The following is a 24,161-nucleotide window of genomic DNA, read 5'->3' as shown; positions in this document are numbered from 1 at the left end:
TTTAAAAAATAATTAATATCTCTTTTTGTATATTATTTATTAGAATTCAGTAAGAATAACAATAACCAAACATTTCTTGGTTTTTTTGTTTGGTTATTGATTATTGTTTACTTCATCTATTCTGCTTACTGGGTTTGTTGAGGAATTTATTTGTATCTTGTATCTTGTTTCGCGGTTGGCTTGCAAAGGATTTTTAGAAGAAAAAGATTTATGAGAGATTATTGGAGTTTGTTTTTAATTCTATCCCAAATCCCCCCTGTTGAACTTTTTGTTTTATTAAACTCTTTTTCAACCCTGTTATCATTAAACTCTTTTTCAACCCTGTTATCATCAAAATCCATTCTTTTTATATTCCTATATTCTTCCTCAAGCTTATTAATGGTTTTAGGTAAATTTTTGATTGGCACAAGTTTTTTAATCAAAGTATTTTTTTCTATTTTGGATGCTTGTTGTTTAATTTGTTGAATTTTTTCATTTGAAAGGTCAAGGTTTTTTAGAAATGGCATTAGTTCGTCTGTTGTTATTTGTTCCTTGTTTTTTAGTTTTTCCTTCCAAATTTTTTCTAATTCTTTAATTTCTTTAGCAGGTAGTATTTTCTGTTTTATTAATTTATTAGTTTCTATTTGAACTTGATTATTAATAATTTCATTGTTTTTCTCTTTAATCCTTTCAAAAATGGCAGGAGTTCTTTTTTCTATTTCCCTTTTGAGATCAACTTGATTAGTAATGCGCTCTTCCATTATTTGCAATCTGTTGGGATTATTTATTTCTTTTATTTTTCTATTTATTTTAACTGCCTGTTTATTCATTATATATTCTCTTGCTTCACCAGCAGGAATAAACTCTTTGATTAATTCAATTTGTTCAGGCCTATCTCCTGATATTCTTTCTAAAATCATTTCTCTCTGTTCTTTGTTTTTAACATTTTTAATTCTGGTTTCCATTTCATTGATTGATTTTTCTTTCATTTTTTTGAAAAATTCTTGTTTATCCTCTGGAATTATTTTTTCAATTTCTTTAAAAACTTCAAATTGTTTAACATCTTTTATTTCGCTCATTTCTTTAAAAATTTTTTCTTGTTTCTCAGGCGTTTTGGCATTGGCCATTTTTTCCTTAAATTTATTAAAAGTTTTATTTTTAATCTCAATAACTTTTTCAATAACTTCAGGAGATAAATTATTCTCTAACTCTTTTACAATACGAAGGTCTTCCATTCGCCCTTCCTCTAAATGACGGAAAAATTCTTGTTTATGTTCTTTTGTCTCGAGTTTTTTTATCTTTTCTTCGATTTGTTCAATGGCTTGTTCTTTTGCTTTAGCCATTTCTTGGCGAATATTCTCTGGAACTTCGAGGTGATTAATGTCATCAATAATTTTTAAGTGTTGAATTTTGTCTCCGCCAGTATATTTAATATATTGATTAAACCTCTCTCTTTGGCTTTGTTCCATTTTTTCTAAATCATTGCCTAATTTTTCAAGTGTTTTTTTCTGAATATTTTTAATGATTATTTTTCTTTCTTCAGGCATTTTATCTTCGATTGCTTTAAGGATTTCGAGGTTTTTAAAATTTTTAAATTCGCTAGCTGTTTGATTTTTAATCATTAGGTTTATTTTGCCTTCAATTTTTTCAGGCTCTACAGAGTTTTCAATTGTTTTGGCAAGGTGCTTAATGCCATTTTCTTTAAGTTTGATTATCCTTTCGGTCATAACAGGTTTTAATTTGTTGGCTATGCCTTCAATTAAGTTTTGGTGTTGAAAAGAATTCTTGATTATTTTATCTTCAAATTCTAAAACCTTATCAATGTCTTGCTTTGATGCTTTTTTAATCACATCAGAGGCATTGGCTATTTGTTCATTATATTTGGTTATGCTTTTGATTACTAATTCATGATTATCTTCTTTGTTAGCCATTTTTTTAGCTTCAATCAATTGCTCATTAGCATATCTTAATTGGAGGTTGGCTTTTTTAATAGGGTTAAAGGTGAAAGCAGTTCTTGTTCCTCTCCAAAAGTTTTTAAAAGTATATAATCTACTGGTTGGTAGTATCTTTTGCTTTTTAATGCCAAGGATATCAGCTGTTATGTTTTGGTCTTGAACAACTTCTACAGAGGATTGTTTGTCTGTTTTCAGTAGAGTTTCCTCAACCGCCTCTGTCAAAATTTTTTCTTCTATTGTTTTTACTTCTTGCTCAACTGGTTCTGTTAAAGTAGTTGGTGTTATGGCTGAATTTGGTTCAAGTGTTTCTGTTGCTTGAGCTTGTGCTATTGCATTTGGTAATAAAAATAATAGCAAAGCAAAGCCAATATTTAAAATAACTAGGATTTTGTTTGATTTGTTCATAAAGTTTTATTTTTAATTTGTTTTAATATTTTGCTAATAAATTGTTTTAGTGTTAATTTGATAATTTTTCCTCCTCTTGTTCTTATATTTAAAAATCGTCCTTTGGTTTCCTTGTCCCCAATAACAAGAATATATGGAATTTTTTGTTTGGTAGCTTTTCTGATTTTATATGAAATTGTTTCATTTAATGTGTCTATTTGCACTTTAATATCTTGTGCTTCTAACTCTTTTGCTAACGCACTAGCTGCTTTTTGATGTGTTTTTCCTACCGGGGCAATATATACTTGGATGGGGGATAGCCAGACAGGGAAAGCTCCTGTATAATGTTCGATTAAAATTCCTATAAATCTTTCCAATGACCCAAGCAAAGCTCTGTGTATCATAATTGGTTCTTGTTTCTTGCCCTTATCATCAATATAGCATATATTAAACTTTTGAGGAAGGTTAAAATCAACTTGAATAGTAGTGCATTGCCACTCCCTGCCAATAGAGTCTTTTATTTTAATATCAATTTTTGGTCCATAAAAAGAACCTCCTTGTTTGTCTATTTCAAATTTTATGTCCTGTTTTTTTAATGCTTTTTTAAGGGCTCTGATTGATTTGTTCCAGTTTGGTTGAGAGCCAACAAATTTTTTAGGTTGAGTTGAAAGGCAAATCTTATACTCTTTAAATCCAAAAATTTTTAATAATTTTAAGGCGAATGAAATTGTTTTAGATATTTCTTCGTCTAATTGATCTTTGGTGCAAAAAATATGGGCATCATCTTGTGTAAATCCTCTTACTCTTGTAATCCCATGTAAAACACCTGATTTTTCATAGCGATATACGGTCCCGAGTTCAGTGTAACGAACTGGCAAGTCACGATAACTTCTTATTTGATTTTGGAAAATAGCAATATGAAAAGGGCAATTCATTGGTTTTATTTGATAATCCTCTTTGGCTTCTTTGTCAGTTTCTTTTAAGTGCATAACAGGGAACATGTCTTCTCTATAAAAATCATTATGCCCTGATGTTTCCCAAAGATTTAATTTAGCAATATGAGGAGTACTTACTAGTTGGTATTTATTTTTCATATATTCCTTAAGAATATAATCTTCAATTGTTTTTTTTAAGATAGCTCCTTTTGGGTGCCATAAAACTAATCCAGGGCCAATATTTTCATTTATTTGAAATAAATCTAATGCCTGCCCTATTTTTCGGTGGTCTCTTTTGGCAGCTTGTTCTAATTTGGTAATATGTTTTTTAAGGTCATCTTTAGTTTTGAATCCAATTCCATATATTCTAGTAAGCATTTTATTTTTTTCACTACCCCTCCAATATGCTCCAGCTATTTTTGATATTTTAAAAGACCCTAAATCTTTGGTGGTTTTTACATGAGGGCCTTTACAAAGATCTATAAAATTACCTAATTTATAGATAGTAACAAATTCTTGTTTATCTGCTTTGCCTGTTATTTTTGTTGTTCCTCGTTTGCTTATGTCTTCTAATAACTCTATCTTGTATGGTTGTTTTGTTTGATTAAATAATTTTATAGCTTGAGGAATACTCAATTTCTTTTTTTCAAATGGTAATTTTTGTTTTATCATTTTTTTCATTGTGGTTGTGATTTGTTTGAGATCTTCAGATGTTATTTTTTCTTTAACATCAATATCATAATAAAACCCGTTTTCAATTGTAGGCCCAATGCCAAATTTTGCTGCTGGAAATAATTCCAAAATAGCAGCCGCCATTAAATGACTGGTTGAGTGCCTGATTGTATCTATTGAATATCTTATTTTTTTATTCATTATTTTTAATAGTAATTTTTATTTTGTTTATATTCTTTGGCATTTGTTTTGTAATTATGGGTGGCCATAATTTTATTTTTACTTCTTTAATTTTTTCCATTTCCTCAAGCATTGTTTTTATTTCATTTTTTGAAAGATTAGCAAAGTTTGTTGGTTGTAATTCTGGGTGGCTGGAATTGATTACAGTATATCCACGTATTTGTGTTTCTAGAATACCCCATCGTTCAGATGGGTCATAATCTATTAATCTATAAGACAGACTACTTGATTCATAGGCAGCTAATTTTTCTCCATAAGGCATGGCTTGTTTTAATAATAAAATTGCGAAATCAAGTAAATCAGCTTCGTCAAAGGCTACTGCTCCTATGCTCATTTTTATGATTGCATTGAATTCAGTTTTGTTCTCAAGGGCTTGAGCATCAACCTCTTCTTTTATTATTTTGTCTTTATGAATTATCGTAAAATTATTTTTCAACAATTGCTCTTGTATCTCGTTTAACCCTCTAGAATATGCTTTCTCTTTTAATTTATTTAAGGCGTCATCAATGTCTTTCTGAAATATTGTGCCAGTCTCTAAAAACCCCCCTTTCATTGCTTGGGTGCTCTTAGCAGAGATGTTTGTTTTCAAAAAAGAGTTGCGGAGATTTGGAATTGAAAAAGAAGCTGGCTCTATATCATATTCTCCCCCTATTTTGTCAGCTCGGACTAATATATTTGTTTTTCCTCTAGCAGGGATTCGGATTTTATTTACTGCTCTAAATATTAACCCGGCTGGTGAAGCAAATCTTGTGCTGGCAACAAAATTAATAGTATTCCATGTGTTATTACTTAATGTAATTTCTCCTTCACTAAATCCTTTTTCAGTTGATGTGCCAGTCACTTTTGTGTTAGATTTAACTTCTTGAATTGATTCAACTATTCTGCCTATTAGGGAAGTTTGGTCGCTTTTGGATAAGGATATGTCATTAATTTTTACTTCAAAATTTATATCAATTTCTGCTACTGTTGGAGTAATAATTATTTCAGCATATTGAGACATATTAAATAATCCCCAAAAGACACCAATACTAATTAAAATAGTTGAGAAAAGAAATGAATATCCAATTTTATTTTGAGGTGAAATATAAATGCGAGGCATGTTTTATGATTTTAATAATAAATCGTCTAAAATGTCTTTATTTACTTGTTTAATTTTGTCAGCAATTATTTTAATGCTACCATCTTTGGTTGAGAGGTGGCCAGAAATAGCCACTATCATATTTTCTTTTAAAGTGTCCTTATTTGCTTTTAAAAGATTTGGGAATATAATTGCTTCAATCTCTCCAGTAGTATCTTCTATTTTAGCAAAAAGCATATTTTCTTTAGAGTGTGTAACTATTTTTTTAATTTTTGTTATTATGCCAACTACTTTATGAGTATTTGAGTTAAAATTATTTTGAGTTTTTTTTGTTTCTTCAATTGTTTTTGAATATTTTTTAATAACTTTTTGATATTCTTTTAATGGATGAGACGAGAGAAATAATCCCAATAATTCTTTTTCCCATAAAAGTTTTTGTTGATGCTCAATAACAGGGTATTTTTTTAATTTTAAACTCATTTTAGAGCCAAAATTAATAATTTTAAATAAATTTTTTTGTCCGTTTATTTTTTCAGCCTGTTTTTTTCTAGCAAATTCTAATAATGTTTTTGTATTTTGAAAAAGTTGATTTCTTTCACCAAAACAATCCATGGCCCCACTCTTAATTAGACTTTCCAAGGATTTCTTATTTAGATTTCTTGTATTTACTCTGTCTAAGAAGTTTTCTAAATTTTGAAAAAGGCCATTTTCTTCTCTTTCATCTATTATTTCTTGAACAATTCCTTGACCAACATTTTTAATTGCTAGTAACCCAAATCGTATTTTATTATTTAGAACCGTAAAATTTTTGTAGCTTTCATTGATTTCTGGAGGCAAGACATTTATATCTATCTTCTTGGCTGATTCTATAATACTAGCCATTTCTTCGATGTTTTTTTGGTTTGATATTAACAAAGAAGCCATGAATTCAACCGGATAATTTGCTTTTAAGAAGGCAGTTTGATAAGCAATCATAGCATAACAAGCAGAATGACTCTTATTAAATGCATATTGAGCAAATGGCTCTATAAAAGAAAATATTTTTTCAGCTATGTTTTTGTCAATTTTATTTTTTATACACCCTTGAATGAATTTTATTTTCTGGTCTTTTAAAAGTTTTGGGATTTTTTTGCCAACGGCTTTTCTTAAAACATCTGCTTCTGAAAGAGTGAAGCTGGCAAGCTCTCTGACAATTTGTAATACTTGCTCTTGATAAACAGCAATGCCATATGTATTAGTCAGGATTGGCTTTAATTTTGGGTGGATGTATTCAATTTTTTTCCTACCATTTTTTCTGGCAATATATTCAGGAATTAATTCCATTGGACCGGGGCGATATAGGGCCACGATTGAAATAATGTCATCCAAACAATTTGGTTTTAATTGTTTTAAGTAACGCCTCATGCCATCGCTTTCTAGTTGAAACACTCCTTTTGTATTAGCTTTTTTCAAGATTGAAAATGCTTTTTTATTAGTGAGAGAGATTTTATTAATGTCAATGTTTATATTTTGTGTCTTTTTTAAAATTTTGATTGTATTTTCTATGATAGTTAGATTTTTTAATCCTAAAAAATCCATTTTAAGTAATCCAATATCTTCTACAGCATGCATTTCATATTGAGTTATTATTGTTTTTTCTTTTTTAACTGAAACATCATATTGGATTGGAGTATATTCGGTTAAAGCTTGTGGAGAAATAACTAGTCCGCAAGCATGTTTTGAAGCATGTCTTATAGTGCCTTCTAATCTTTTAGCAGAGTCAATGATTTCTTTTGCATCTGGGGTTGATTGATAAAAATTTCTAAGTTCATCAGATATTTTTAAAGAATTAGTTAAGGTTTCGCCCATTGGTATCATTTTGGCCAGTTTATCACAAAAAGAATACGGGAAATCAAGCACCCTGCCCACATCTCTTATGGCAGCTCTTGAGGCCATTGTTCCAAAAGTAATAATTTGAGCAACATGGTCTCGACCATATTTTTCTTCTACATATTGAATAACTTCATCTCTTCTAGTGTCAGCAAAATCAAGGTCAATATCAGGTGGAGAGATTCGGTCTTCAGTCATAAACCTTTCAAAAAGTAAGCCATATTCTAAGGGGTCAATACTTGTAATGCCTAATAAAAAAGAAATAATAGAGCCAGCCGCAGATCCTCTACCAGGGCCTATAACAATTTTATTTATTTTTGCCCAATTAACAAAATCTTGTACAATCAGAAAATAAGAAGAAAATCCTGTTTTACTGATTATTTCTAACTCATGGGACAATCTTTTTTTTATTTGTTTTAGAAATAAAGCAGTTGTTTTAGGATATTTTTTGGGAATATTTTTTTCACATAATTCTTTTAAAAATTCATCTTCTGTTTTTCCTTTTGGTAAAGAGAAGTAGGGGAGACGCGGTTTTCCAAGATCAATTTCAACATTGCACTGTTTGGCAATTTTCATAGTATTTTTTAATGCCTCAGGATATTTTTTCATTTTTTTGGCCATTTCTTCTGGAGAATGTAGGCAGTAGTTTTCCCCTAGCATGGATAGACGGTTTTTGTCGTTTATTTTTTTCTTGGTTTGAATACAAAGCAAGATGTCTTGTATTTTATCGTCTTCTTTTTTTATGTAATGAACATCGGCTGAAGCAACTAGTTCAAGTTTATGTTTGCTTGCTAATTTTTTAAGAGTTTTATTGACTATTTCTTGCTTTGATAGGGTTGGGTGATGCTGAATTTCTAGATAAAAATTTTTCTTACCAAAAATAGATATATATTTTTTGATGGCTTTATTTGCCTTGGCTAGTTGTTGGTTGATTATCATTTGAGGAACTTCTCCTTGTAAACATCCGCTTAGAGCAATTATTCCTTGTGAATGTTTTTTTAGAACCTGATGGTCAATTCTTGGTTTGTAGTAAAATCCTTCTAAGTGAGCGATTGAAGTTAGTTTTAAAAGATTTTTATATCCTTGATTATTTTTTGCTAGCAAAGTAATATGATATCTATTTTTTCTAGTTTTTGAATGCAATCCATCAGGCGCTAAATATGCTTCTAATCCAATGATTGGCTTAATGCCAGCTTGTTTTGCTTTTTGATAAAATTCAATAGACCCATACATTACTCCATGATCAGTTAGGGCAATGGATTTCATTTTAAATTTTTTTGCTTGAGCAATTAATTCATCTATTTTAGATAGTCCGTCTAAAAGAGAGTAATGGCTATGAACATGAAGATGAGTGAACATAATTTAAATTCTTGGTTATTTTTTTTTATTATTCTTTTGCTTGTTTGGTTTAAATAAATCTAGAATTGTTCTTAAAACCCCACTAATTATAGGAGAGATAAGCTTGTTCTTTGCTTTTATGCTTGTTTCTTTAATTATGGCTGACATTTGAGTCAAATTTTTTGAAAATTTAGCCATTCTAAAAACAATTAAAATAAGAGCAAATAGAAGAATAATTACTAAAATACCAATACTAATGAACATTATACTTCCTGATGCATAAAAAAAATTTTGAATAGTCATAAAATAATATTTTATATTTATTTATTTTTTATTTTACACAAAAAAATAGATTTAGCCAACCCTATTATGTTGTTGCATAAAATTATTAAATACATTAAAATAATAAAAGTATAAAATTAATATAAAGATGAGAAATTTAACAGACAAACAACTTGAATTTGCTAGGTGGTACTTAAAACAAAAAAATAAGTTTTATAAAATTATTATTATTGTTTTGGTTTTTATAAATTTAATTATCTGGGGAATTGCAATTTATCAAGTAGTATATTTTTTCAAGACAGAAGAGCTTAATAAGCAAAACCTAAAAGCATTAACCACGGATTTGATTGATTTTAGTAAAGTAAATGAATATATTGCCCCCAATGATTTGGTTATAAATAAAAAAACAATTATTACTAATGACAGAATTTTTTATGATTTTATTGCACTGATAAACAATCCTAATAAAAAATGGAGAGTGGCTTCCTATGAATATTATTTTTCTTTTAATGGGAAGCAAACAGATATTAAAAAAGATTTTATTTTGCCAAATCAAGAAAAATATATTTTTAGTTTTAATCAGCCGGGGGATTTAAACGGGCAAGATTTTGAAATTAATATTTCAAATATTAATTGGAAGAGGGTGAGACCAACTGAACTTAAATTATTAGAAATATTAGATAAAATAGAAATTAAAGATGTTGATTTAATTTATTCTATTCCAGAGGGTAGTACAAAAGCATTGCCTAGTGTTTTTTTTAATGTTAAAAATAATTCTATTTATGATTTTTACGAAATTGATTTTATAATTGCTTTGTATAGTGGAAAAAAAATAGTAGGGCTTAATGCCTTGCCAGTTAAAAAAATAATGACACAACAATCTAAATCAATGGACTTTGTCTGGAAAAATATTCCAACTTCTACTAGTATAGATGTTCGTCCAAGCATTAATCTTTTTGATGAGACAATTTTTGTCCCAGTAATATAAATTTTTTTATGATAAATTTATCAAAAATAAAACGATTTGATATCGTTTTGTTTGCTTCAATGATGATTATTATTATTATTAGTTTAACCATATTATATAGTTTATCGTTAGAAAATGATAATTCTATTCAATTAAGTTATTTTAATAGACAATTCATTTTTTTTCTTATTGGCCTGGCCTTGTTTTTAATAATTTCATTTACTGATTACAGGCTTATTAAATTAGTTTCTTTTTTTATTTACATTTTAGCCATTTTGTTGTTGATTTTTGTTTTTTTTGCTGGGCAAAATTTTAGTTGGATAAATTTAGGATTTGCTTATTTTCAGCCAGCTGAGTTAGCAAAAATAGCAGCCATTTTAATGTTGGCAAAATTTTGGCAGAAATCGAAAAAAGCAGTTAATACCATGGATATGGTTTTTAGTTTTGTAATAGTATTGCCATTAATATATTTAATTATTAAACAGCCAGATTTTGGCTCAGCCATGGTAATAGTATTTATTTGGTTGGGCATATTTCTTTTAAGAGAAGAAGATAAAAAGAGAATATTTGGACTATTTTTAATTATGATTCTTTTGGCTGCTTCTATTTGGCTCTTTTTTTTACAGGACTATCAAAAACAACGCATTTTAACTTTTGTTAACCCAGACAGTGATCCGCTTGGCAGTAGTTACCAAGTATCACAGTCAATAATAGCAGTTGGCTCTGGTAAGATTTTGGGAAGAGGGTTTGGACTTGGCCCTCAATCGCAATTAAATTTTCTGCCAGCTGGTCAGACAGATTTTATTTTTTCAGTAATTGCAGAAGAATTTGGTTTACTTGGTTCATTGATTTTAATATTATTTTATATTATTCTTTTGTATAAAATAATAAAAATTAGCACACAAGTATATGATAATTTTAGCATGATAATATGTTTGGGAACTGTTTTATATTTTTTTATACAAATAATTTTAGTGATTGGCATGAACATAGGTCTTGCTCCAGTAGTGGGGTTGCCATTGCCTTTAGTTAGTTATGGAGGTAGTTCTTTATTGGTAAGCATGTTATTAATAGGTATTATTGAGAGCATAGTGATTCATCAACCCTTTACAAAAAATAAAAATACTATAATATTATGATATGTTAAATTTAAAATTAAAAACAAGAAAAATCATCGGAAAAAAAGTAAAAGAATTAAGGAACAATGAGATTATTCCAGCTATAATATATGGTCATGGAATTGATTCAATTAATGTTCAGATGCCTTATCTTGATTTTATTAAAATCTATAAACAAGCAGGGCAAAGTAGCTTGTTAGACTTAGAAGTTGATTCAGGGGGCAAACAAATCAAAAAAATGAAGGCCTTGGTTTATGACATTCAGTATAATCCTGTGACGAGTAAAATAAGTCATGTAGATTTTTATAAAACCAAAGCAGGGGAGAAATTAAAAACAGAAATAGAATTAAAATTTATAGGAGAAGCCCCGGCAATCAAAAATTTAGGAGGAATTTTGGCAGTTGTGCTTGATAAAATTGAAGTAGAATGTTTGCCAGAAGATTTGATTCACGAAATAGAAGTAGACATGACAGGACTATCTACATTTGAAGATGTAATCAGGATAAAGGACTTAAGTATTCCAGAGAAATTAAAAACATTACAAGACGAAGAAAGCATGGTTGTTCAAATTGAAAGACCTAAAAAAGATAAACCCAAGGAAGATGAACCCAAAGAAGATGAACCAGTCGAAGGGGCTGACAAAAAAGAAACAGCAGATGACAAAGCAGAAGAATCAAAACAAAAAGAATAAAATAAATATGAATAAAATATTTAAGGGTTTAATTTTGTTTGTTTTACTTATTTTATTATCAGCTTGCCAATCAAATGACCAAGCAGTTGTTATTGCTCCAGAATCAATTGACATTATAACTAAAGAATCATCCAGTAAAGAGTTGGATGATTTTGTTTTACAAGAAAATCAAGGATTATCTGTAGCAATCATGGTTGACAACTTTAAGGATTCTAGGCCATTAAGTGGAATCAGTGATGCTAAGATTGTTTACGAGGCGCCAGTTGAAGGGGGTATTACGCGATTATTAATGCTTTTTCAGTTTAATTCTTTGCCTGACAAAATTGGTCCAGTTCGGTCTGCTAGGCCTTATTTTATTGATTGGGCTGACGAATACGAAGCATTGTTTATTCATGCAGGAGGAAGTCCAATAGCTTTAGCCAATATTAAGCAAGATATTTATTCAATTTATGATTTAAATGAGATTAGCAGTAATGGAAATTATTTTTGGCGTGACTGGCAAAGACAAGAGCCACATAATTTATACATTTCAGCAAATTCTATTGAGAATTTTGTTGTTAATGAAAATATTGACAAAGAAATCAAACAAGAATTTATGTCATGGAAGTTTAATGATAATTTACAACCAGATTCTGTTAATGAAGATTTTTTTTATGATTCTAATGATGCGACTTATGCATTGAGGATTGATTATAAAGAACCAGTTGTTTGGGAATTTAATAATGACATTGGAGGATATTTAAGATATCAGAATAATGATATTTTTTTAAGTGATAGCGATGAGCAGATAGTTGTCAAGAATATAGTTGTTCAAAAAACAGACATGGTTGTGTTTGATGAAATTGGCAGAAAGCGCATTAAGACAGTTGGTTCTGGTGATGCAGTTGTTTTTCAGCATAATAATATTATACAAGCTACTTGGAAGAAAGAAAAAGATTTAGACAGAACAAGATTTTATAATAAAAAAAGCCAGGAAGAAATAGAGTTTGCTCCTGGTCTTATTTGGATAGAGATTGTGTCAAATAATCACGAGTTAATGTATTAGTTATTAGTCGTTGGTCATGGCCTTTATTATGGGAGAGATTTCTCCATCTAAAATATTTTCAATGCCATGCCATGATTTTTTTATTCTATGGTCAGTAACTCTGTCTTGTGGAAAATTATATGTTCTAATTTTTTCAGACCTGTCTCCGCTTTTAACTTGAGACGATCTTTTTTCTTTTATTTTTGCTAATCTTTGTTCTTCTTTTAGTGCTAATAGTTTTGAGCATAACATTATCATTGCTTTTTCTTTGTTTTGTTTTTGAGACCTTTCGTCTTGGCAAGACACAATTATATTTGTGGGTATATGAGTTATTCTAACAGCTGTCTCATTTTTTTGAACATTTTGTCCGCCATGTCCTGATGCTTTAAATAAATCTGTTTTTAAGTCTTTGGGGTCTATTTTTACATCAATTTTGTTAGCTTTAGGGAGGACAGCTACAGAGGCGGCTGAAGTATGTAATCGATTGTTTTTTTCTGTGTCAGGCACTCTTTGAACTCGATGTATCCCGCTTTCATTTTTTAATAATGAAAAAACATTGGTTCCGTTGATTTCAAATATTACTTCTTTAAATCCTTTTATACTTGTTTTGTTTGATGAAATGATTTTAGTTTTCCAAGCCATTTTTTCAGCAAAGCGAGAATACATTCTAAATAAATTAGCAGCAAATAAAGCTGCTTCTCCTCCTCCTGTGCCAGCCCGAATTTCCATTATAATATTTTTGTTATCCATATCAGATTCTTCTTGTGATCCTTTGTTTATTTGTTTGGTTATTTTATTTTTTTCTTTTACTAATTCATCTATTTCAATTTTGGCTAGCTCAATCATGTCTTGTTCAAAATCACTAGATGACAAAATTTCTTCTGTTTTTTTTATTTTTTCATCTATATCTTTTATTTCTAATAGTTTTGTTAAAATTTTTTTTGATTGATTATATTCTTGTGATATGCTTTTTAGCTTTTCTTGATTATTATAAATTTGAGGATCTTGTAATTGATCCTCTAATTTTTTTACTAATTCTTTAATTTTTATTATTTTGTCCATTGATTGGGTTTAGTTTGTCTTTTCACGGACTTTTTTTGTCTTTTTTTTCTCAATAATTTTTTTAGATTTTTGAGCTATTTTTTCAAATCTTTCTAATCGGCCAGCAGTATCAATAAATTTTTGTTTGCCAGTAAAAACAGGATGGCAGGCAGAACATATTTCAACAGAAATAGTTGGTCTGGTAGAGCCAATAGAAAATTTGTTTCCACAACCACAAGTTACTTGGGCTTTTTTGTAATATTTTGGTTGAATATTTTTTTTCATAATAAAATTATTTTAACATATTAAAAAAAAATAGCAAGTGTTTATTTGCTTTTTTTAAAATCATGTGGTATAATAATTTTTACTTAAAACATTTTAATATTTAATATAATACTTTATGATAAAAATTCCTTCTGTTTCAGATTTACTAAAATCAGCCGTACATATTGGTCACAATACGGCCAAGTATCATCCTAAAATGTCTGATTATATTACTGGGACAAAAAACACAATTCATATTATTGATTTGGAAAAAACTGAAGAAAAATTAAAGCAAGCACTTGATTTTGTGGCTAAAGCAGCTAAACAGGGTAAAAATTTTTTATTTGTGGGCACCAAGCCCTTGGCTAGAGATATTATTGTTAAACATGCTAAAGAATTGAAAATTCCTTACATTGATCAGCGGTGGCTAGGAGGAACTTTTACTAATTTCCCAACTATTCATAAATTAATTAAAAAGTTTAATACAATGAAGCAAGACAAACAAGCAGGCAAGTGGGAGAAATATACGAAGAAAGAAAGATACGAAATGTTAAAAGGATTGGATAGAATGAAAGCAAAAATTGAAGGAATTAGTTCATTAGAACAAAGGCCAGATGTTATTTACATAGTAGATATTGTTAGAGAAAAAATAGCCCTAAAAGAAGCAACCAAGTTAAAAATACCAATAATAGCTATTGTTGATACAAATGCTAATCCAGAATTGGTTGATTTTCCTATACCAGCTAATGATGACGCTATAAAATCAGTTGAATTAATAACAGGATTAATTACAGAAACAATCAAGCAAAATAAAACAAAATAAAAACATGGATTTAAAAGATATAAAAAAATTACGAATTAAAAGCGGAGTTGGTATAGTGGAGTGTCAAAAAGCATTAATAAAATCCAAGGGTGACTTTGATAAAGCTTTTGAATTGCTTCGCAAGCAAGGAGAAAAAATTATTGCTAATAGACAGGCAAAATCTACTAATAATGGAATTATTGAGGCCTATATTCATTTAAATGGGAAAATAGGAGTGTTAATTGAATTGGCCTGTGAAACAGATTTCGTAGCTAAAAACAAAGAATTCAAAGATTTGGCTCATGATTTGGCAATGCAAGTAGCTGCTCTTAGTCCTCAATGGATTAATAAAGAAGATGTTCCAGAACAAGTAATTAAAAAAGAAAAAGAAATATACCTAGAAGAGATTGACAAAAGTAAATCAAAGCCAATTCAGGCTAAAATAATAGATAGTAAATTAGAGAGCTTTTATAAAGAGTCTTGTTTAATGGGGCAGGCATTTATTAAAAATAGTCAGATTAGTATTAATGATTTAATGCAAGACAAAATATCAAAACTTGGAGAGAATATTAAAGTCAAAAAATTTACAAGATTCGCAATCTAAATAAATGGTAATTATTTCAGCACAATTAGCTTCTTGGGACTCTAAGACAAGCAAGTTTAACAAGATAAGAGGGGATGATGATATTGATCCAGATTGGTTAGAAATCAATGATAAAATTATTGTCAAGCATAAATCAAATACAGATTTAATGACAGTAATAAAAATTGAGGAGTCAAAAGACAAAAACATAAAACCAGCAGAATATAATGGTTTTATTTTAAGAAAAGCTACTGAGGCAGATATGGCCAAGGATAATAGTAAAAACAAGAATAAACAGTCAGTAATTAAGCAAGCTCAATCCATGGCAGATAAAAGAAAATTATCAATAAGAATTGTTGATATTTTATTTTCTTTTGATGGTAGCCGAATTGTTTTTGCTTTTGTGTCAAAATCCAGGGTTGATTTTAGAAAATTGGTTCAAGATTTAAGTAAAAAATTTTTCAAATCAATTAGAATGCATCAGGTTGGTGCTAGACAAGAAGCACAAACAGAGGGGGATATTGGTTGTTGTGGGAGAACCCTTTGTTGCAAGGGTTTTTTGACGAAATTAGGGAATGTACCCATGTGCGCAATAGCAGACCAACAATTATCTCAAAGAGGAACAGCTAGGATGTCTGGAATTTGTGGCAGACTAAAATGTTGCCTTTCATACGAACAGGATGCTTATAAAGAATTGATGAAGAATATTCCCAAAATAGGAACAATAGTAAAGACAAAGGCAGGCAAGGGGAAGATTATTGAAAGAAGAATATTAAAAGGAACAGTTATTGTTGAAATAGATAATAAAAATGGTCAAAATAAAAGAATAGAGGTGTTAAATGAAAAAATTTAAATTTAAATTTGTGTTTATTTATGTTATACTAATATTAGTAATAATTTTTTCATATATTTATTTTCAAAATAATCAAGACAACAATCCCATGTCCATCAAACAAAATTTAAAAAAAGTTTTGCTAATCATCGCTGATAAAGGGTTCCAAGATATTGAATATCAAGATACTAGAGCAGCTCTTGAGCAAGGTAATGTTGATGTTTTTGTGGCTAGCCTTAATGGTGGTCAAGCAACTGGAAAATTTGGAACTGAGTTAGAAGTTGATGGAAAAATTGAAGATATTAACAATATAGATGAATTTAAAGCAATTATATTTATTGGTGGACCAGGAGCAGTAGATTATGTTGATAATTTATTAGTTAACAATTTAATAAATCAGGCTAACAATAAGCAGAAAATTATTGGAGCAATTTGTATTGCCCCTACAATTTTAGCTAAAGCAGGCATATTAAAAGGCAAGCAAGCGACTGTTTGGTCTGATGAATTAAACAAGGATGCTATTGAAATATTAGAACAAGCAGAGGCTGAATACATTGATGAGCCAATGGTTATTCATGGAAATATTATTACAGCTAACGGCCCAGCAGTTGCTTTTGATTTTGGTAAAAAAATAATTGAGAATTTAAAATAAAAAATTATGATTAAAATAGCTATAAATGGATTTGGGAGAATTGGCAGAGCTAGTTTTCGCATTGCCCTTAAATCAGACAAAGTAGAAGTGGTAGCAATTAATGATTTAGTTGATAACAAAACCTTGGCTCATCTTTTGAAATATGATTCTGTTTATGGGAAATTTGATGGTCAAGTAGATTTTAATGATGATAATCTTTATATTAATAATAAGCAAATTCCGGTTTCAAGTGTCAAAGATCCATCTGATTTGCCTTGGAAAAAGCTAGGCATTGATATTGTTTTAGAAAGCACAGGCAAATTTAACACAAAAGAATTGGCCAACAAACATATTAAAGCTGGAGCTAAAAGAGTTATTTTATCAGCTCCTCCTAAAGATGAATTCATCCCTATTTTTGTTTTAGGGGTAAATGAAGCTAAGCTTGATTTTAAAAATGATATTATTATTTCAAATGGTTCTTGTACTACTAATTGCATTGCTCCGGTTTTGAAGATTTTAAATAAAGAACTTGAAATTCTTAATTCATTTTTTACAACTATTCATGCTTATACAAGTAGTCAAAAAATAATAGATTTACCACATAAAGACTTGCGTAGAGCTAGAGCAGCTGATTTAAATATAATTCCAACCACTACTGGAGCTAGCAAGTCAGTAATTGCTGTTTTACCAGAATTAGCCACCAAACTGCACGGCCTGGCAGTTAGGGTGCCAGTGCCAATTGTTTCTTTAGTTGACATTGTTTGTCTGGTTAACCAATCAACCACAATTGATAATATTAATAATGTATTAAAAAATGCTAGTGAGCAAAAAATGAAAGGCATTATAGATGTTAGTTATGAACCACTTGTTTCTTCTGACTTTATAGCCAATCCATATTCGGTCATAATAGATGGATTGGCAACTAATGTAAATGACAATTTAATAAAATTAATTTTATGGTATGACAATGAATATGGTTATGCTAGTAGGTATGTTGAGATGGCAGAATATGTTGGTAGACACATTTCTTAATTTTTTGTTATTAAAATGAATGAAATCAAGCAAGACATTATTAGTATTATAAAAAAATCATTGGCCCTGCCAAGTAATTTTGAATATAAGTTTGAAATTCCCCCTGATATTAATTTGGGGGATATTTGTTTATCTTGTTTTGTTTTGGCAAAAATTATCAAGAAGTCACCAGCAAAATGTGCAGCAGATTTGTCATTAAAAATAAACAAGCAAATTAAAGCAAATAAAAAGACACTTTTAATTAGGACTGAAAACAAGGGGCCTTATTTGAATTTTTTTATTGATAAAGAAAAATGGTTTAAGTTGACTGTTCAGGCCATCAACAAGGCTAAGCAAAAATTTGGTAATGCCAAAGTAGGCAAAGACAGGAGGATTTTAATTGAGTATTCAGCCCCCAATACTAATAAACCGCAACACTTAGGGCATTTAAGGAATAATTTCATTGGCATGGCAATGGCTAATTTTTATTTTGCTACTGGTTATGATGTTGTTAAAATTAACTTGATTAATGACAGGGGGATACATATTTGTAAATCAATGCTTGCTTATGATAATTGGGGGGAAAACAAAACCCCTGAATCAACTAAAACAAAAGGCGATCATTTTGTGGGAAAATATTATGCTTTATTTGAAAAAATGGCTATTAAAAATCCAGAATTATTAGATCAGGCACAGGAAATACTTGAAAAATGGGAGGCAGGGGACCAGAGAATTATATTATTATGGCAAAAAATGAATAAATGGGCTTTGGATGGTATTAAAGAAACATATCAAAGAATTGGAGTAAGTTTTGATAAATGGTATTTTGAAAGTGATATTTATAAATTAGGAAGACAAACTATTTTAAAAGCATTAAAAAAAGGACTTTGTTATCAGCGAGAGGACAAGGCAATTGAAATAGACTTGATAAAAGATAATCTTGACAAAAAGGTCTTGATAAGACCGAACCAGACAACTGTTTATTTGACGCAAGACATTGCTTTGGCTCAAAAAAAATACAAGGATTTTACTCCTCATAAGTCAATTTATGTGGTTGCTTCAGAACAAGATTATTATTTTAAAGTTTTATTTAGAGTTTTAGAAATATTTGGATTTAAGTGGGCTCAAGATTGCGAGCATCTTTCTTATGGCATGGTTTTTTTGCCAGAAGGCAAAATGAAATCAAGGCAAGGGATTGTGATTGATGCTGATGATATTATTGATAAAATGAACCAACTGGCCAAGACAGAGGTTTTGAAAAGAAATCCTGATATCACGCCGATAGATGTTTCTAAAAGAGCAGACAAAATTGCTCTGGCAGCTTTAAAATTTTTCTTTCTTAAGTTTTCGCCCAAACATAGTGTTAATTTTAATCCAGTAGAATCAATTTCTTTTGAAGGTGACACCGGACCATATGTCTTATACACTTATGCTAGAATAAAATCAATAATCAGAAAAGATAAACCAGCTGATGAAGAAATAATGAAAAAAATTGATTATTCTTTATTAAAAAACAAACAAGAAATAGAATTATTAAAATTATTATCTTTATTTGAAGATACTATTGCTAAAGCAAGACAAGAACATAATACAGGCATTTTGGCAAATTATTTATTAAAAATATCACAAAAGTTTAACGAGTTTTATCATCAGCATAAAGTATTAAAAGCAGGATTTGAAGTAAAAAAAGCGCGGATAGAGTTAATCTTGGCCGTAGCACATGTTATTAAAAAAGGGTTAATTTTGCTGGGCATAGACACTTTAGAAAAAATGTAACCATCTCCCACCCATTTACCTCCTTATTAGTCCTTGTTAGGTCCACCCCCTAACAATCTTAATAAAAATTGTTAAGACAATTAATATATAATTATGGAAAATAAAAAAAGAATAATTTTGTCTTTAGGAGGGTCTTTGGTTGTGCCAGGAGATATTGATGTTAGTTTTTTGAAAAAATTTAGGAAATTCATTTTAGGATTATTAAGCCAGGGATATAAAATTGTCATCATTGTTGGAGGAGGGAATACTAGTAGAAAATATAATGCTGCGGCAAGAAAAATAACCAAACCAAAGAACATTGACTTGGATTGGTTGGGAATTGCTTCTACTAGAGTAAACGCAGAATTAGTCAGAGTTCTTTTGGCTAAACATGCTTATAAAGATGTTTTAAGCGACCCAAGTTCATTGCCATCCAGGATTTCAAAGCCATTAGTAATTGCTTGTGGCTGGAAACCAGGTTGTTCGACTGACAAAGATGCTGTTTTATGGGCAGATAGTTTCAAGGCAAAGGAGATTATTAATTTAAGTGATATTGACTTTGTTTATGATAAAGACCCAGATAAATATAAGCAGGCCAAGCCAATTAGAAATATTAACTGGACGGATTTTTTGAAAATTGTTGGGACAAAGTGGTCGCCAAGGAAATCAGCTCCATTTGGTCCGTTGGCTTCAAAAATTGCTCAGCAGCTCGGCTTAAGGGTTATTATTTTAAATGGCCAGAAAATCAATAATTTCAAAAATTATTTACAAGGCAATCAATTTAAAGGAACAATCATAGAATAGTTGTGGAGAAAATATTTGACAAATAAATTTAATTATTTTAAAATTATATTAGTCGTAGACAGTGGGCGCTTGTTAAAGCTTAATTAAATGCCTCCCTAGACAAACAAAAATATTTTATTTTATTTTTTGGGTCTGCGATTGCGCAGATTTTTTAAATTATTAATTATAATTTTTATGGCAAAAACAATACAACAAAAAGCAGGTATTATTAAAGAATTGGAAGACAAATTAAATAAGACAAAAAATTTTGTTTTAATTGATTATTATGGAATAAAGGCAAATGATATTAATAATTTGAGACAATTGTTAAAAAATAGTTCTTGTGAATATTTGGTAACAAAAAAAACACTTTTACAAAAAGCAATTAAGAGGATAGGGCTTGATGTTAACTTAAAAGAAATTAACGGTGGTTTTGGCATTATCTTGAACAATGAAGATGAAATAGAGCCGGCTAGAGCAGCTATTAATCTTTCTAAAAAGTATAAATCATTGAATATTCATGGAGGTGTATTTAACTCAGAGTTGGTTGATGTGGCTAAAATTAAAGAATTGGCCAGTATTCCGACCAAGGAAATTTTGTTATCACAATTAGCAAACATAATACAAGCCCCTGTTAGAGGGTTTGCTTCTGTATTAAATGGCAATATGAGAAATCTGGTTTATGTGCTATCATCTATAAAAAATTAAATATAATTAATATTAATTAAATAATAAAAAAAATATTATGGCAGACGAAAAAAAACAAGAAAAAAAAGAAGAATCAAAAGAAACTAAAAAAGTAAAAATTCCTAGTAAATTTAAAAGCATTGTTGAAGAAATTGAGAAAATGAGTGCAATTGATTTGTCAGAATTAGTAAAAATTTTGGAAGAAAAATTTAATGTTTCTGCTCAAGCTCCAGTAGCAATGGCAGGACCAGCAGTGGCTGCAGTAGGAGAAGAAGATGACAAAGAAGAGCAAACAAGTTTTAATGTTGAATTAATAGAAGTGGGAGAGAGTAAAATTTCAGTTATTAAGGCAATTAGAGAGTTTGTTTCAATTGGGTTAAAAGAAGCTAAAGATTTAACAGACAATGTTCCAGCAGTTGTGAAAGAAGGAGCCAACAAGGAAGATGCTGATAAAATGAAAGAAACTTTAGAAAAGGCTGGCGCCAAGGTTGCTTTAAAGTAGAATACAGTAAATAAACAATAACCAAGATGTAATAATCTTGGTTATTTTATTTGGAATTTATTTGTTGATATTTGTTTGTATCTTGTTTCTTGGAATTTGGTGGTAATTTCTAATTTTGACTATTAGTATTTATTCCAGATTTATTTCAAATATCTTGTTGGCGTTTAAAAGCCAAGCTTTTTGTTCATTTTTACTTATAATAAAATCTTTCAGATTATTAAACTGAGGGAAATAAAGTTGCTGCTTTGATTTTCCTTGTTTATCAAAAATAATCAGACGCTTTGTCTTTCCATCTAAAAGATATATGTTATCAATGTCAGCATCAGAATATAGCTTAATTTTGTCACCATTTTTATTCATTATACCAGGGTCAATAGAAGAAATTAATGGCTCTATTCTTGTTTGGTTAAATTGTGCTTCTTTGTTTCTGAAAAATTTAATAATTTCGCCATTTTTTAACAAGACATAAATATTGCCATCAATTGAAATATTTAGTCCATTAGATACGGATGATTCATCCTTTATCCATTTTTCTTCTTTATCAAAACCATCAATTGTTTTTGAATATTTATAGATTTGATTGTTTGAAGAATTTAATGCATAAAGACGATCATTATATATACAAATGTCGTTGAATTCCATTAGTTTCTTGTTTGATTTTAATTTTAATGATGTTATTTCTTTGTCTATTATATTAAAATTAATCAAGTCATTAGTTTGTGTAATTCCTATTAAATTATCACTATCAAATGATAGTATTTTTTTTATTCTACCTATATTAGAAGATGAATTATTTAATATTTCAGATTCATTTGATGATATGTTAAAAGTATAAATGTAATTATTTAATGAATTAAAAATATAAAAATCATCTCCAATGTTTGTCCACCCATCAGCTTGTATGTTTGTGTCTATTTCAGACAGGTCAAATAAAAGATTTGGTTCTGTGATTGTTTTTATTTTGTAGAATTTATTTCTTTTTTTAAAATATTCAGAGTTTAATAATTTATAGGTTTGAATCTGCTCGTTTGTTTGTTTAGGGAAAATGTTTAATATCTCTTTGATTTCGGAAAATATTTTAATTGTTTTGTTTTTATCTTTAAAGGCAATTGCCATGTCAAGAGCTTTTATTTTTTTATAAAAATTATCACTAGCTGTTTGATATTCTTTATTCTTGTTTTGGTCAATTTCTTGTTTGGTTAATTTTACAACACTGCTGATGAAGAGGATTGCTAAAATTATTAAAATCAGAAAGAGTATTTTGTGAATAATGCTTGATTTTGGTTTGCCTTTTTTAATTTCAAGTTTCATTTTAGTTGGTTGATTATCTTTTTCTTTTTTAAAATATTTATCTTTAGTTTCAGATTCGACTTGCATTATAGTAGTTTTTTTTGAGACCTTTGATTGAGGGAGAGCAGTTATCTTTTTTTGATTAGACAAGATTAGGCAGGCTAAATTATTTTTATAACTATCATTGTTTGCTAGTAATTTTTTTATAGCATTGCCAATTTTTTTCACGGGAGTTGTTTCTATTATTTGTATTATTTTTTCTTTTGAAAAATAATCAAATAAGTTTTTTGTATTAAATATCAAGACAGAATCCTTGTCTATTTCTCCACTAACAATATCTGAGAATTTGTTAGATTTATTTTTGCTGGCTGATATTTTTTGAATTGCTTGGTCTTGAATTATATGTGCTTGGATTTCTCCAACTTGACTGAAGTAAATATTTTTTTCAGTTAATAAAGCTATTTTAATATTGATATCATCTATGTATTCATCAAAAAACTTTCCATATTCTGATTTTTCTTCAATCATCCAATTATTTATTTTTTGTAGAAAATTTTCAAAATTTTCTTCTGTTTCTTTTTTAATTTTTTCTTTTTTATAAAAACTATCTTGAGCAAAAATAGTAAAATTCCCAATCCAATTTTTAAGGTTGTCAACTATTTTGTCATTCACTTCTTTCTTAAACCCAAAATCAAAGATTATCATCAATTGGCCAAATTCTTTTAAAAATTTTTCACCTGGCTTAACAGCATAAATTTTAGAATAAACATTTGATTCTTTCGGGTTTGAAAAACAAATTTTTTCAGTACTGATTTTATCAGTCATAAATTTTTATAATTAATTAAAAAGTTGCCAATATTATTCTTTATTATTATAATATAAAATAATAAATCTGTAAATAAAATTTATGTATTTGTTTATAAACAATCTAGCTAATCAAAAAACATTTATAGGGATTAAAGTCAAAGATGCTATTACTTGGTTATTTTCTAATAATCCTGGCAACAGAAATGAGAATATTTTAATTAATATAAATAAAATTTTGGAGAAAAATAATATAAAAATAAAATCTCTACAGGGGATTGTGGTTGTTAATGGCCCTGGTTCTTTTTCTGGAATTAGGGTTGCTTTAGCAATTGCGAATACTTTGTCATGGACATTGAATATCCCTGCCATTGGAGTCAGTTTGCCCCCGTATCCCCACTCATCTCACTTGGGGGCTCAACTGCCAAGTAATGAGATTAGGCAGATAAATGTTGATTTATTTGAAAAGGGGATTGCTAAGTTCTTAAAAACCAAACCTCTTAAACAGGTTTTGCCGTTTTATGGCAAAGAACCAAATATTACTAAACCAAAAAAAATAGCAGAGGATTGACAAGGAATTAAGAGCCCCTGTTTCTCAGTAGAAGGGGAAATAAAAATTGAATAAAAAAAGTCCGTCATTTTGC

Annotated in this window: 22 protein-coding genes and 1 other annotated feature; of the genes, 14 read left to right on the top strand and 8 right to left on the bottom strand. The window is 29.2% G+C overall.

What is annotated here, in order from left to right:
* Positions 1-218 precede the first annotated feature (218 nt).
* The 5 genes from ISS06_01060 to ISS06_01040 are packed head-to-tail and all read right to left on the bottom strand — an operon-like array spanning position 219 to position 8,753.
* Positions 219-2,339 carry a hypothetical protein gene (locus tag ISS06_01060; protein ID MBL7053778.1) on the bottom strand — a complete coding sequence of 707 codons (2,121 nt, stop codon included), beginning with the start codon at positions 2,337-2,339 and terminating at the stop codon, positions 219-221.
* Complete coding sequence (locus ISS06_01055) at positions 2,336-4,126, bottom strand: threonine--tRNA ligase (GenBank protein MBL7053777.1); 1,791 nt, start codon at positions 4,124-4,126, stop codon at positions 2,336-2,338. Before ISS06_01055 ends, ISS06_01060 begins: the two co-directional genes overlap by 4 nt.
* Positions 4,119-5,264 (bottom strand): hypothetical protein, encoded by a 1,146-nt coding sequence (locus tag ISS06_01050; protein ID MBL7053776.1) that lies wholly within the window; start codon positions 5,262-5,264, stop codon positions 4,119-4,121. Before ISS06_01050 ends, ISS06_01055 begins: the two co-directional genes overlap by 8 nt.
* Positions 5,265-5,267: 3 nt before the next feature.
* Positions 5,268-8,471 (bottom strand): DNA polymerase III subunit alpha, encoded by a 3,204-nt coding sequence (locus tag ISS06_01045; protein ID MBL7053775.1) that lies wholly within the window; start codon positions 8,469-8,471, stop codon positions 5,268-5,270.
* A gap of 15 nt (positions 8,472-8,486) precedes the next feature.
* A complete protein-coding gene (locus ISS06_01040) occupies positions 8,487-8,753 on the bottom strand; it encodes a hypothetical protein (protein MBL7053774.1) in 267 nt (88 codons plus the stop codon).
* 127 nt (positions 8,754-8,880) lie between these two features.
* Between ISS06_01040 and ISS06_01035 the strand changes: the two genes are divergently transcribed.
* From ISS06_01035 to ISS06_01020, 4 genes are read left to right on the top strand one after another with little or no spacing between them, the layout of a single operon-like run.
* A complete protein-coding gene (locus ISS06_01035) occupies positions 8,881-9,720 on the top strand; it encodes a hypothetical protein (protein ID MBL7053773.1) in 840 nt (279 codons plus the stop codon).
* Between the two features lie 8 nt (positions 9,721-9,728).
* Positions 9,729-10,838 (top strand): rod shape-determining protein RodA, encoded by a 1,110-nt coding sequence (rodA, locus tag ISS06_01030; GenBank protein MBL7053772.1) that lies wholly within the window; start codon positions 9,729-9,731, stop codon positions 10,836-10,838.
* A gap of 1 nt (position 10,839) precedes the next feature.
* On the top strand, positions 10,840-11,508 hold the full coding sequence (locus tag ISS06_01025) for a 50S ribosomal protein L25 (protein ID MBL7053771.1): 669 nt from the start codon (positions 10,840-10,842) through the stop codon (positions 11,506-11,508).
* Between the two features lie 7 nt (positions 11,509-11,515).
* Positions 11,516-12,553, top strand: coding sequence for a DUF3048 domain-containing protein (locus ISS06_01020; protein ID MBL7053770.1), 1,038 nt, complete (start codon positions 11,516-11,518; stop codon positions 12,551-12,553).
* A gap of 3 nt (positions 12,554-12,556) precedes the next feature.
* Here ISS06_01020 and prfA read toward each other — a convergent pair whose 3' ends face one another.
* On the bottom strand, positions 12,557-13,594 hold the full coding sequence (prfA, locus tag ISS06_01015; protein ID MBL7053769.1) for a peptide chain release factor 1: 1,038 nt from the start codon (positions 13,592-13,594) through the stop codon (positions 12,557-12,559).
* A 9-nt stretch (positions 13,595-13,603) separates the two neighbouring features.
* Entirely contained in the window at positions 13,604-13,858 is a 255-nt protein-coding gene (gene rpmE / locus ISS06_01010; GenBank protein ID MBL7053768.1) for a 50S ribosomal protein L31, read from the bottom strand.
* Between the two features lie 115 nt (positions 13,859-13,973).
* Here rpmE and rpsB point away from each other — a divergent pair, with 115 nt between their 5' ends.
* The 9 genes from rpsB to rplL all read left to right on the top strand — a co-directional run bounded on the left by rpsB (position 13,974) and on the right by rplL (position 21,423).
* The gene (gene rpsB, locus ISS06_01005; protein MBL7053767.1) at positions 13,974-14,660 is read left to right on the top strand and encodes a 30S ribosomal protein S2; all 687 of its coding nucleotides are present in this window, start codon (positions 13,974-13,976) and stop codon (positions 14,658-14,660) included.
* Positions 14,661-14,664: 4 nt separating this feature from the next.
* Positions 14,665-15,243 (top strand): elongation factor Ts, encoded by a 579-nt coding sequence (gene tsf / locus ISS06_01000; protein ID MBL7053766.1) that lies wholly within the window; start codon positions 14,665-14,667, stop codon positions 15,241-15,243.
* 4 nt (positions 15,244-15,247) lie between these two features.
* Complete coding sequence (locus ISS06_00995) at positions 15,248-16,075, top strand: hypothetical protein (GenBank protein MBL7053765.1); 828 nt, start codon at positions 15,248-15,250, stop codon at positions 16,073-16,075.
* Entirely contained in the window at positions 16,062-16,706 is a 645-nt protein-coding gene (locus ISS06_00990; GenBank protein ID MBL7053764.1) for a DJ-1/PfpI family protein, read from the top strand. Before ISS06_00995 ends, ISS06_00990 begins: the two co-directional genes overlap by 14 nt.
* Positions 16,707-16,709: 3 nt before the next feature.
* Entirely contained in the window at positions 16,710-17,717 is a 1,008-nt protein-coding gene (gene gap / locus ISS06_00985; protein MBL7053763.1) for a type I glyceraldehyde-3-phosphate dehydrogenase, read from the top strand.
* 15 nt (positions 17,718-17,732) lie between these two features.
* On the top strand, positions 17,733-19,472 hold the full coding sequence (gene argS / locus ISS06_00980; protein MBL7053762.1) for an arginine--tRNA ligase: 1,740 nt from the start codon (positions 17,733-17,735) through the stop codon (positions 19,470-19,472).
* A 93-nt stretch (positions 19,473-19,565) separates the two neighbouring features.
* On the top strand, positions 19,566-20,255 hold the full coding sequence (locus ISS06_00975) for a UMP kinase (protein ID MBL7053761.1): 690 nt from the start codon (positions 19,566-19,568) through the stop codon (positions 20,253-20,255).
* Positions 20,256-20,289: 34 nt separating this feature from the next.
* Positions 20,290-20,418: a sequence feature (ribosomal protein L10 leader region), on the top strand.
* Positions 20,419-20,429: 11 nt separating this feature from the next.
* Complete coding sequence (locus ISS06_00970) at positions 20,430-20,942, top strand: 50S ribosomal protein L10 (GenBank protein ID MBL7053760.1); 513 nt, start codon at positions 20,430-20,432, stop codon at positions 20,940-20,942.
* Positions 20,943-20,979: 37 nt separating this feature from the next.
* On the top strand, positions 20,980-21,423 hold the full coding sequence (rplL, locus tag ISS06_00965) for a 50S ribosomal protein L7/L12 (GenBank protein ID MBL7053759.1): 444 nt from the start codon (positions 20,980-20,982) through the stop codon (positions 21,421-21,423).
* A 129-nt stretch (positions 21,424-21,552) separates the two neighbouring features.
* On the opposite strand, the gene ISS06_00960 is transcribed toward rplL, so the two are convergent.
* A complete protein-coding gene (locus ISS06_00960) occupies positions 21,553-23,538 on the bottom strand; it encodes a hypothetical protein (protein MBL7053758.1) in 1,986 nt (661 codons plus the stop codon).
* 82 nt (positions 23,539-23,620) lie between these two features.
* Here ISS06_00960 and ISS06_00955 point away from each other — a divergent pair, with 82 nt between their 5' ends.
* Positions 23,621-24,088 carry a hypothetical protein gene (locus tag ISS06_00955; protein MBL7053757.1) on the top strand — a complete coding sequence of 156 codons (468 nt, stop codon included), beginning with the start codon at positions 23,621-23,623 and terminating at the stop codon, positions 24,086-24,088.
* Positions 24,089-24,161 lie beyond the last annotated feature (73 nt).

Source organism: Patescibacteria group bacterium (assembly GCA_016784145.1).
Classification (GTDB): Bacteria; Patescibacteriota; Patescibacteriia; order UBA2591; family UBA6264; genus BS150m-G65.
Note: the sequence above shows the minus strand (reverse complement) of the source record. Positions and strands in the feature narration are given on the sequence as shown.

Coding starts and splice junctions, on each gene's coding strand:
- rplL (MBL7053759.1), top strand. CDS start 20,980: ATGGCAGACGAAAAAAAACAAGAAAAAAAAGAAGAATCAAAAGAAACT.
- ISS06_00975 (MBL7053761.1), top strand. CDS start 19,566: ATGGAAAATAAAAAAAGAATAATTTTGTCTTTAGGAGGGTCTTTGGTT.
- ISS06_00970 (MBL7053760.1), top strand. CDS start 20,430: ATGGCAAAAACAATACAACAAAAAGCAGGTATTATTAAAGAATTGGAA.
- ISS06_01040 (MBL7053774.1), bottom strand. CDS start 8,753: ATGACTATTCAAAATTTTTTTTATGCATCAGGAAGTATAATGTTCATT.
- ISS06_00990 (MBL7053764.1), top strand. CDS start 16,062: ATGAAAAAATTTAAATTTAAATTTGTGTTTATTTATGTTATACTAATA.
- ISS06_00955 (MBL7053757.1), top strand. CDS start 23,621: ATGTATTTGTTTATAAACAATCTAGCTAATCAAAAAACATTTATAGGG.
- argS (MBL7053762.1), top strand. CDS start 17,733: ATGAATGAAATCAAGCAAGACATTATTAGTATTATAAAAAAATCATTG.
- rodA (MBL7053772.1), top strand. CDS start 9,729: ATGATAAATTTATCAAAAATAAAACGATTTGATATCGTTTTGTTTGCT.
- ISS06_00960 (MBL7053758.1), bottom strand. CDS start 23,538: ATGACTGATAAAATCAGTACTGAAAAAATTTGTTTTTCAAACCCGAAA.
- ISS06_01020 (MBL7053770.1), top strand. CDS start 11,516: ATGAATAAAATATTTAAGGGTTTAATTTTGTTTGTTTTACTTATTTTA.
- prfA (MBL7053769.1), bottom strand. CDS start 13,594: ATGGACAAAATAATAAAAATTAAAGAATTAGTAAAAAAATTAGAGGAT.
- ISS06_01045 (MBL7053775.1), bottom strand. CDS start 8,471: ATGTTCACTCATCTTCATGTTCATAGCCATTACTCTCTTTTAGACGGA.
- ISS06_01060 (MBL7053778.1), bottom strand. CDS start 2,339: ATGAACAAATCAAACAAAATCCTAGTTATTTTAAATATTGGCTTTGCT.
- rpmE (MBL7053768.1), bottom strand. CDS start 13,858: ATGAAAAAAAATATTCAACCAAAATATTACAAAAAAGCCCAAGTAACT.
- ISS06_01035 (MBL7053773.1), top strand. CDS start 8,881: ATGAGAAATTTAACAGACAAACAACTTGAATTTGCTAGGTGGTACTTA.
- rpsB (MBL7053767.1), top strand. CDS start 13,974: ATGATAAAAATTCCTTCTGTTTCAGATTTACTAAAATCAGCCGTACAT.
- ISS06_01050 (MBL7053776.1), bottom strand. CDS start 5,264: ATGCCTCGCATTTATATTTCACCTCAAAATAAAATTGGATATTCATTT.
- tsf (MBL7053766.1), top strand. CDS start 14,665: ATGGATTTAAAAGATATAAAAAAATTACGAATTAAAAGCGGAGTTGGT.
- ISS06_01055 (MBL7053777.1), bottom strand. CDS start 4,126: ATGAATAAAAAAATAAGATATTCAATAGATACAATCAGGCACTCAACC.
- ISS06_00995 (MBL7053765.1), top strand. CDS start 15,248: ATGGTAATTATTTCAGCACAATTAGCTTCTTGGGACTCTAAGACAAGC.
- ISS06_01025 (MBL7053771.1), top strand. CDS start 10,840: ATGTTAAATTTAAAATTAAAAACAAGAAAAATCATCGGAAAAAAAGTA.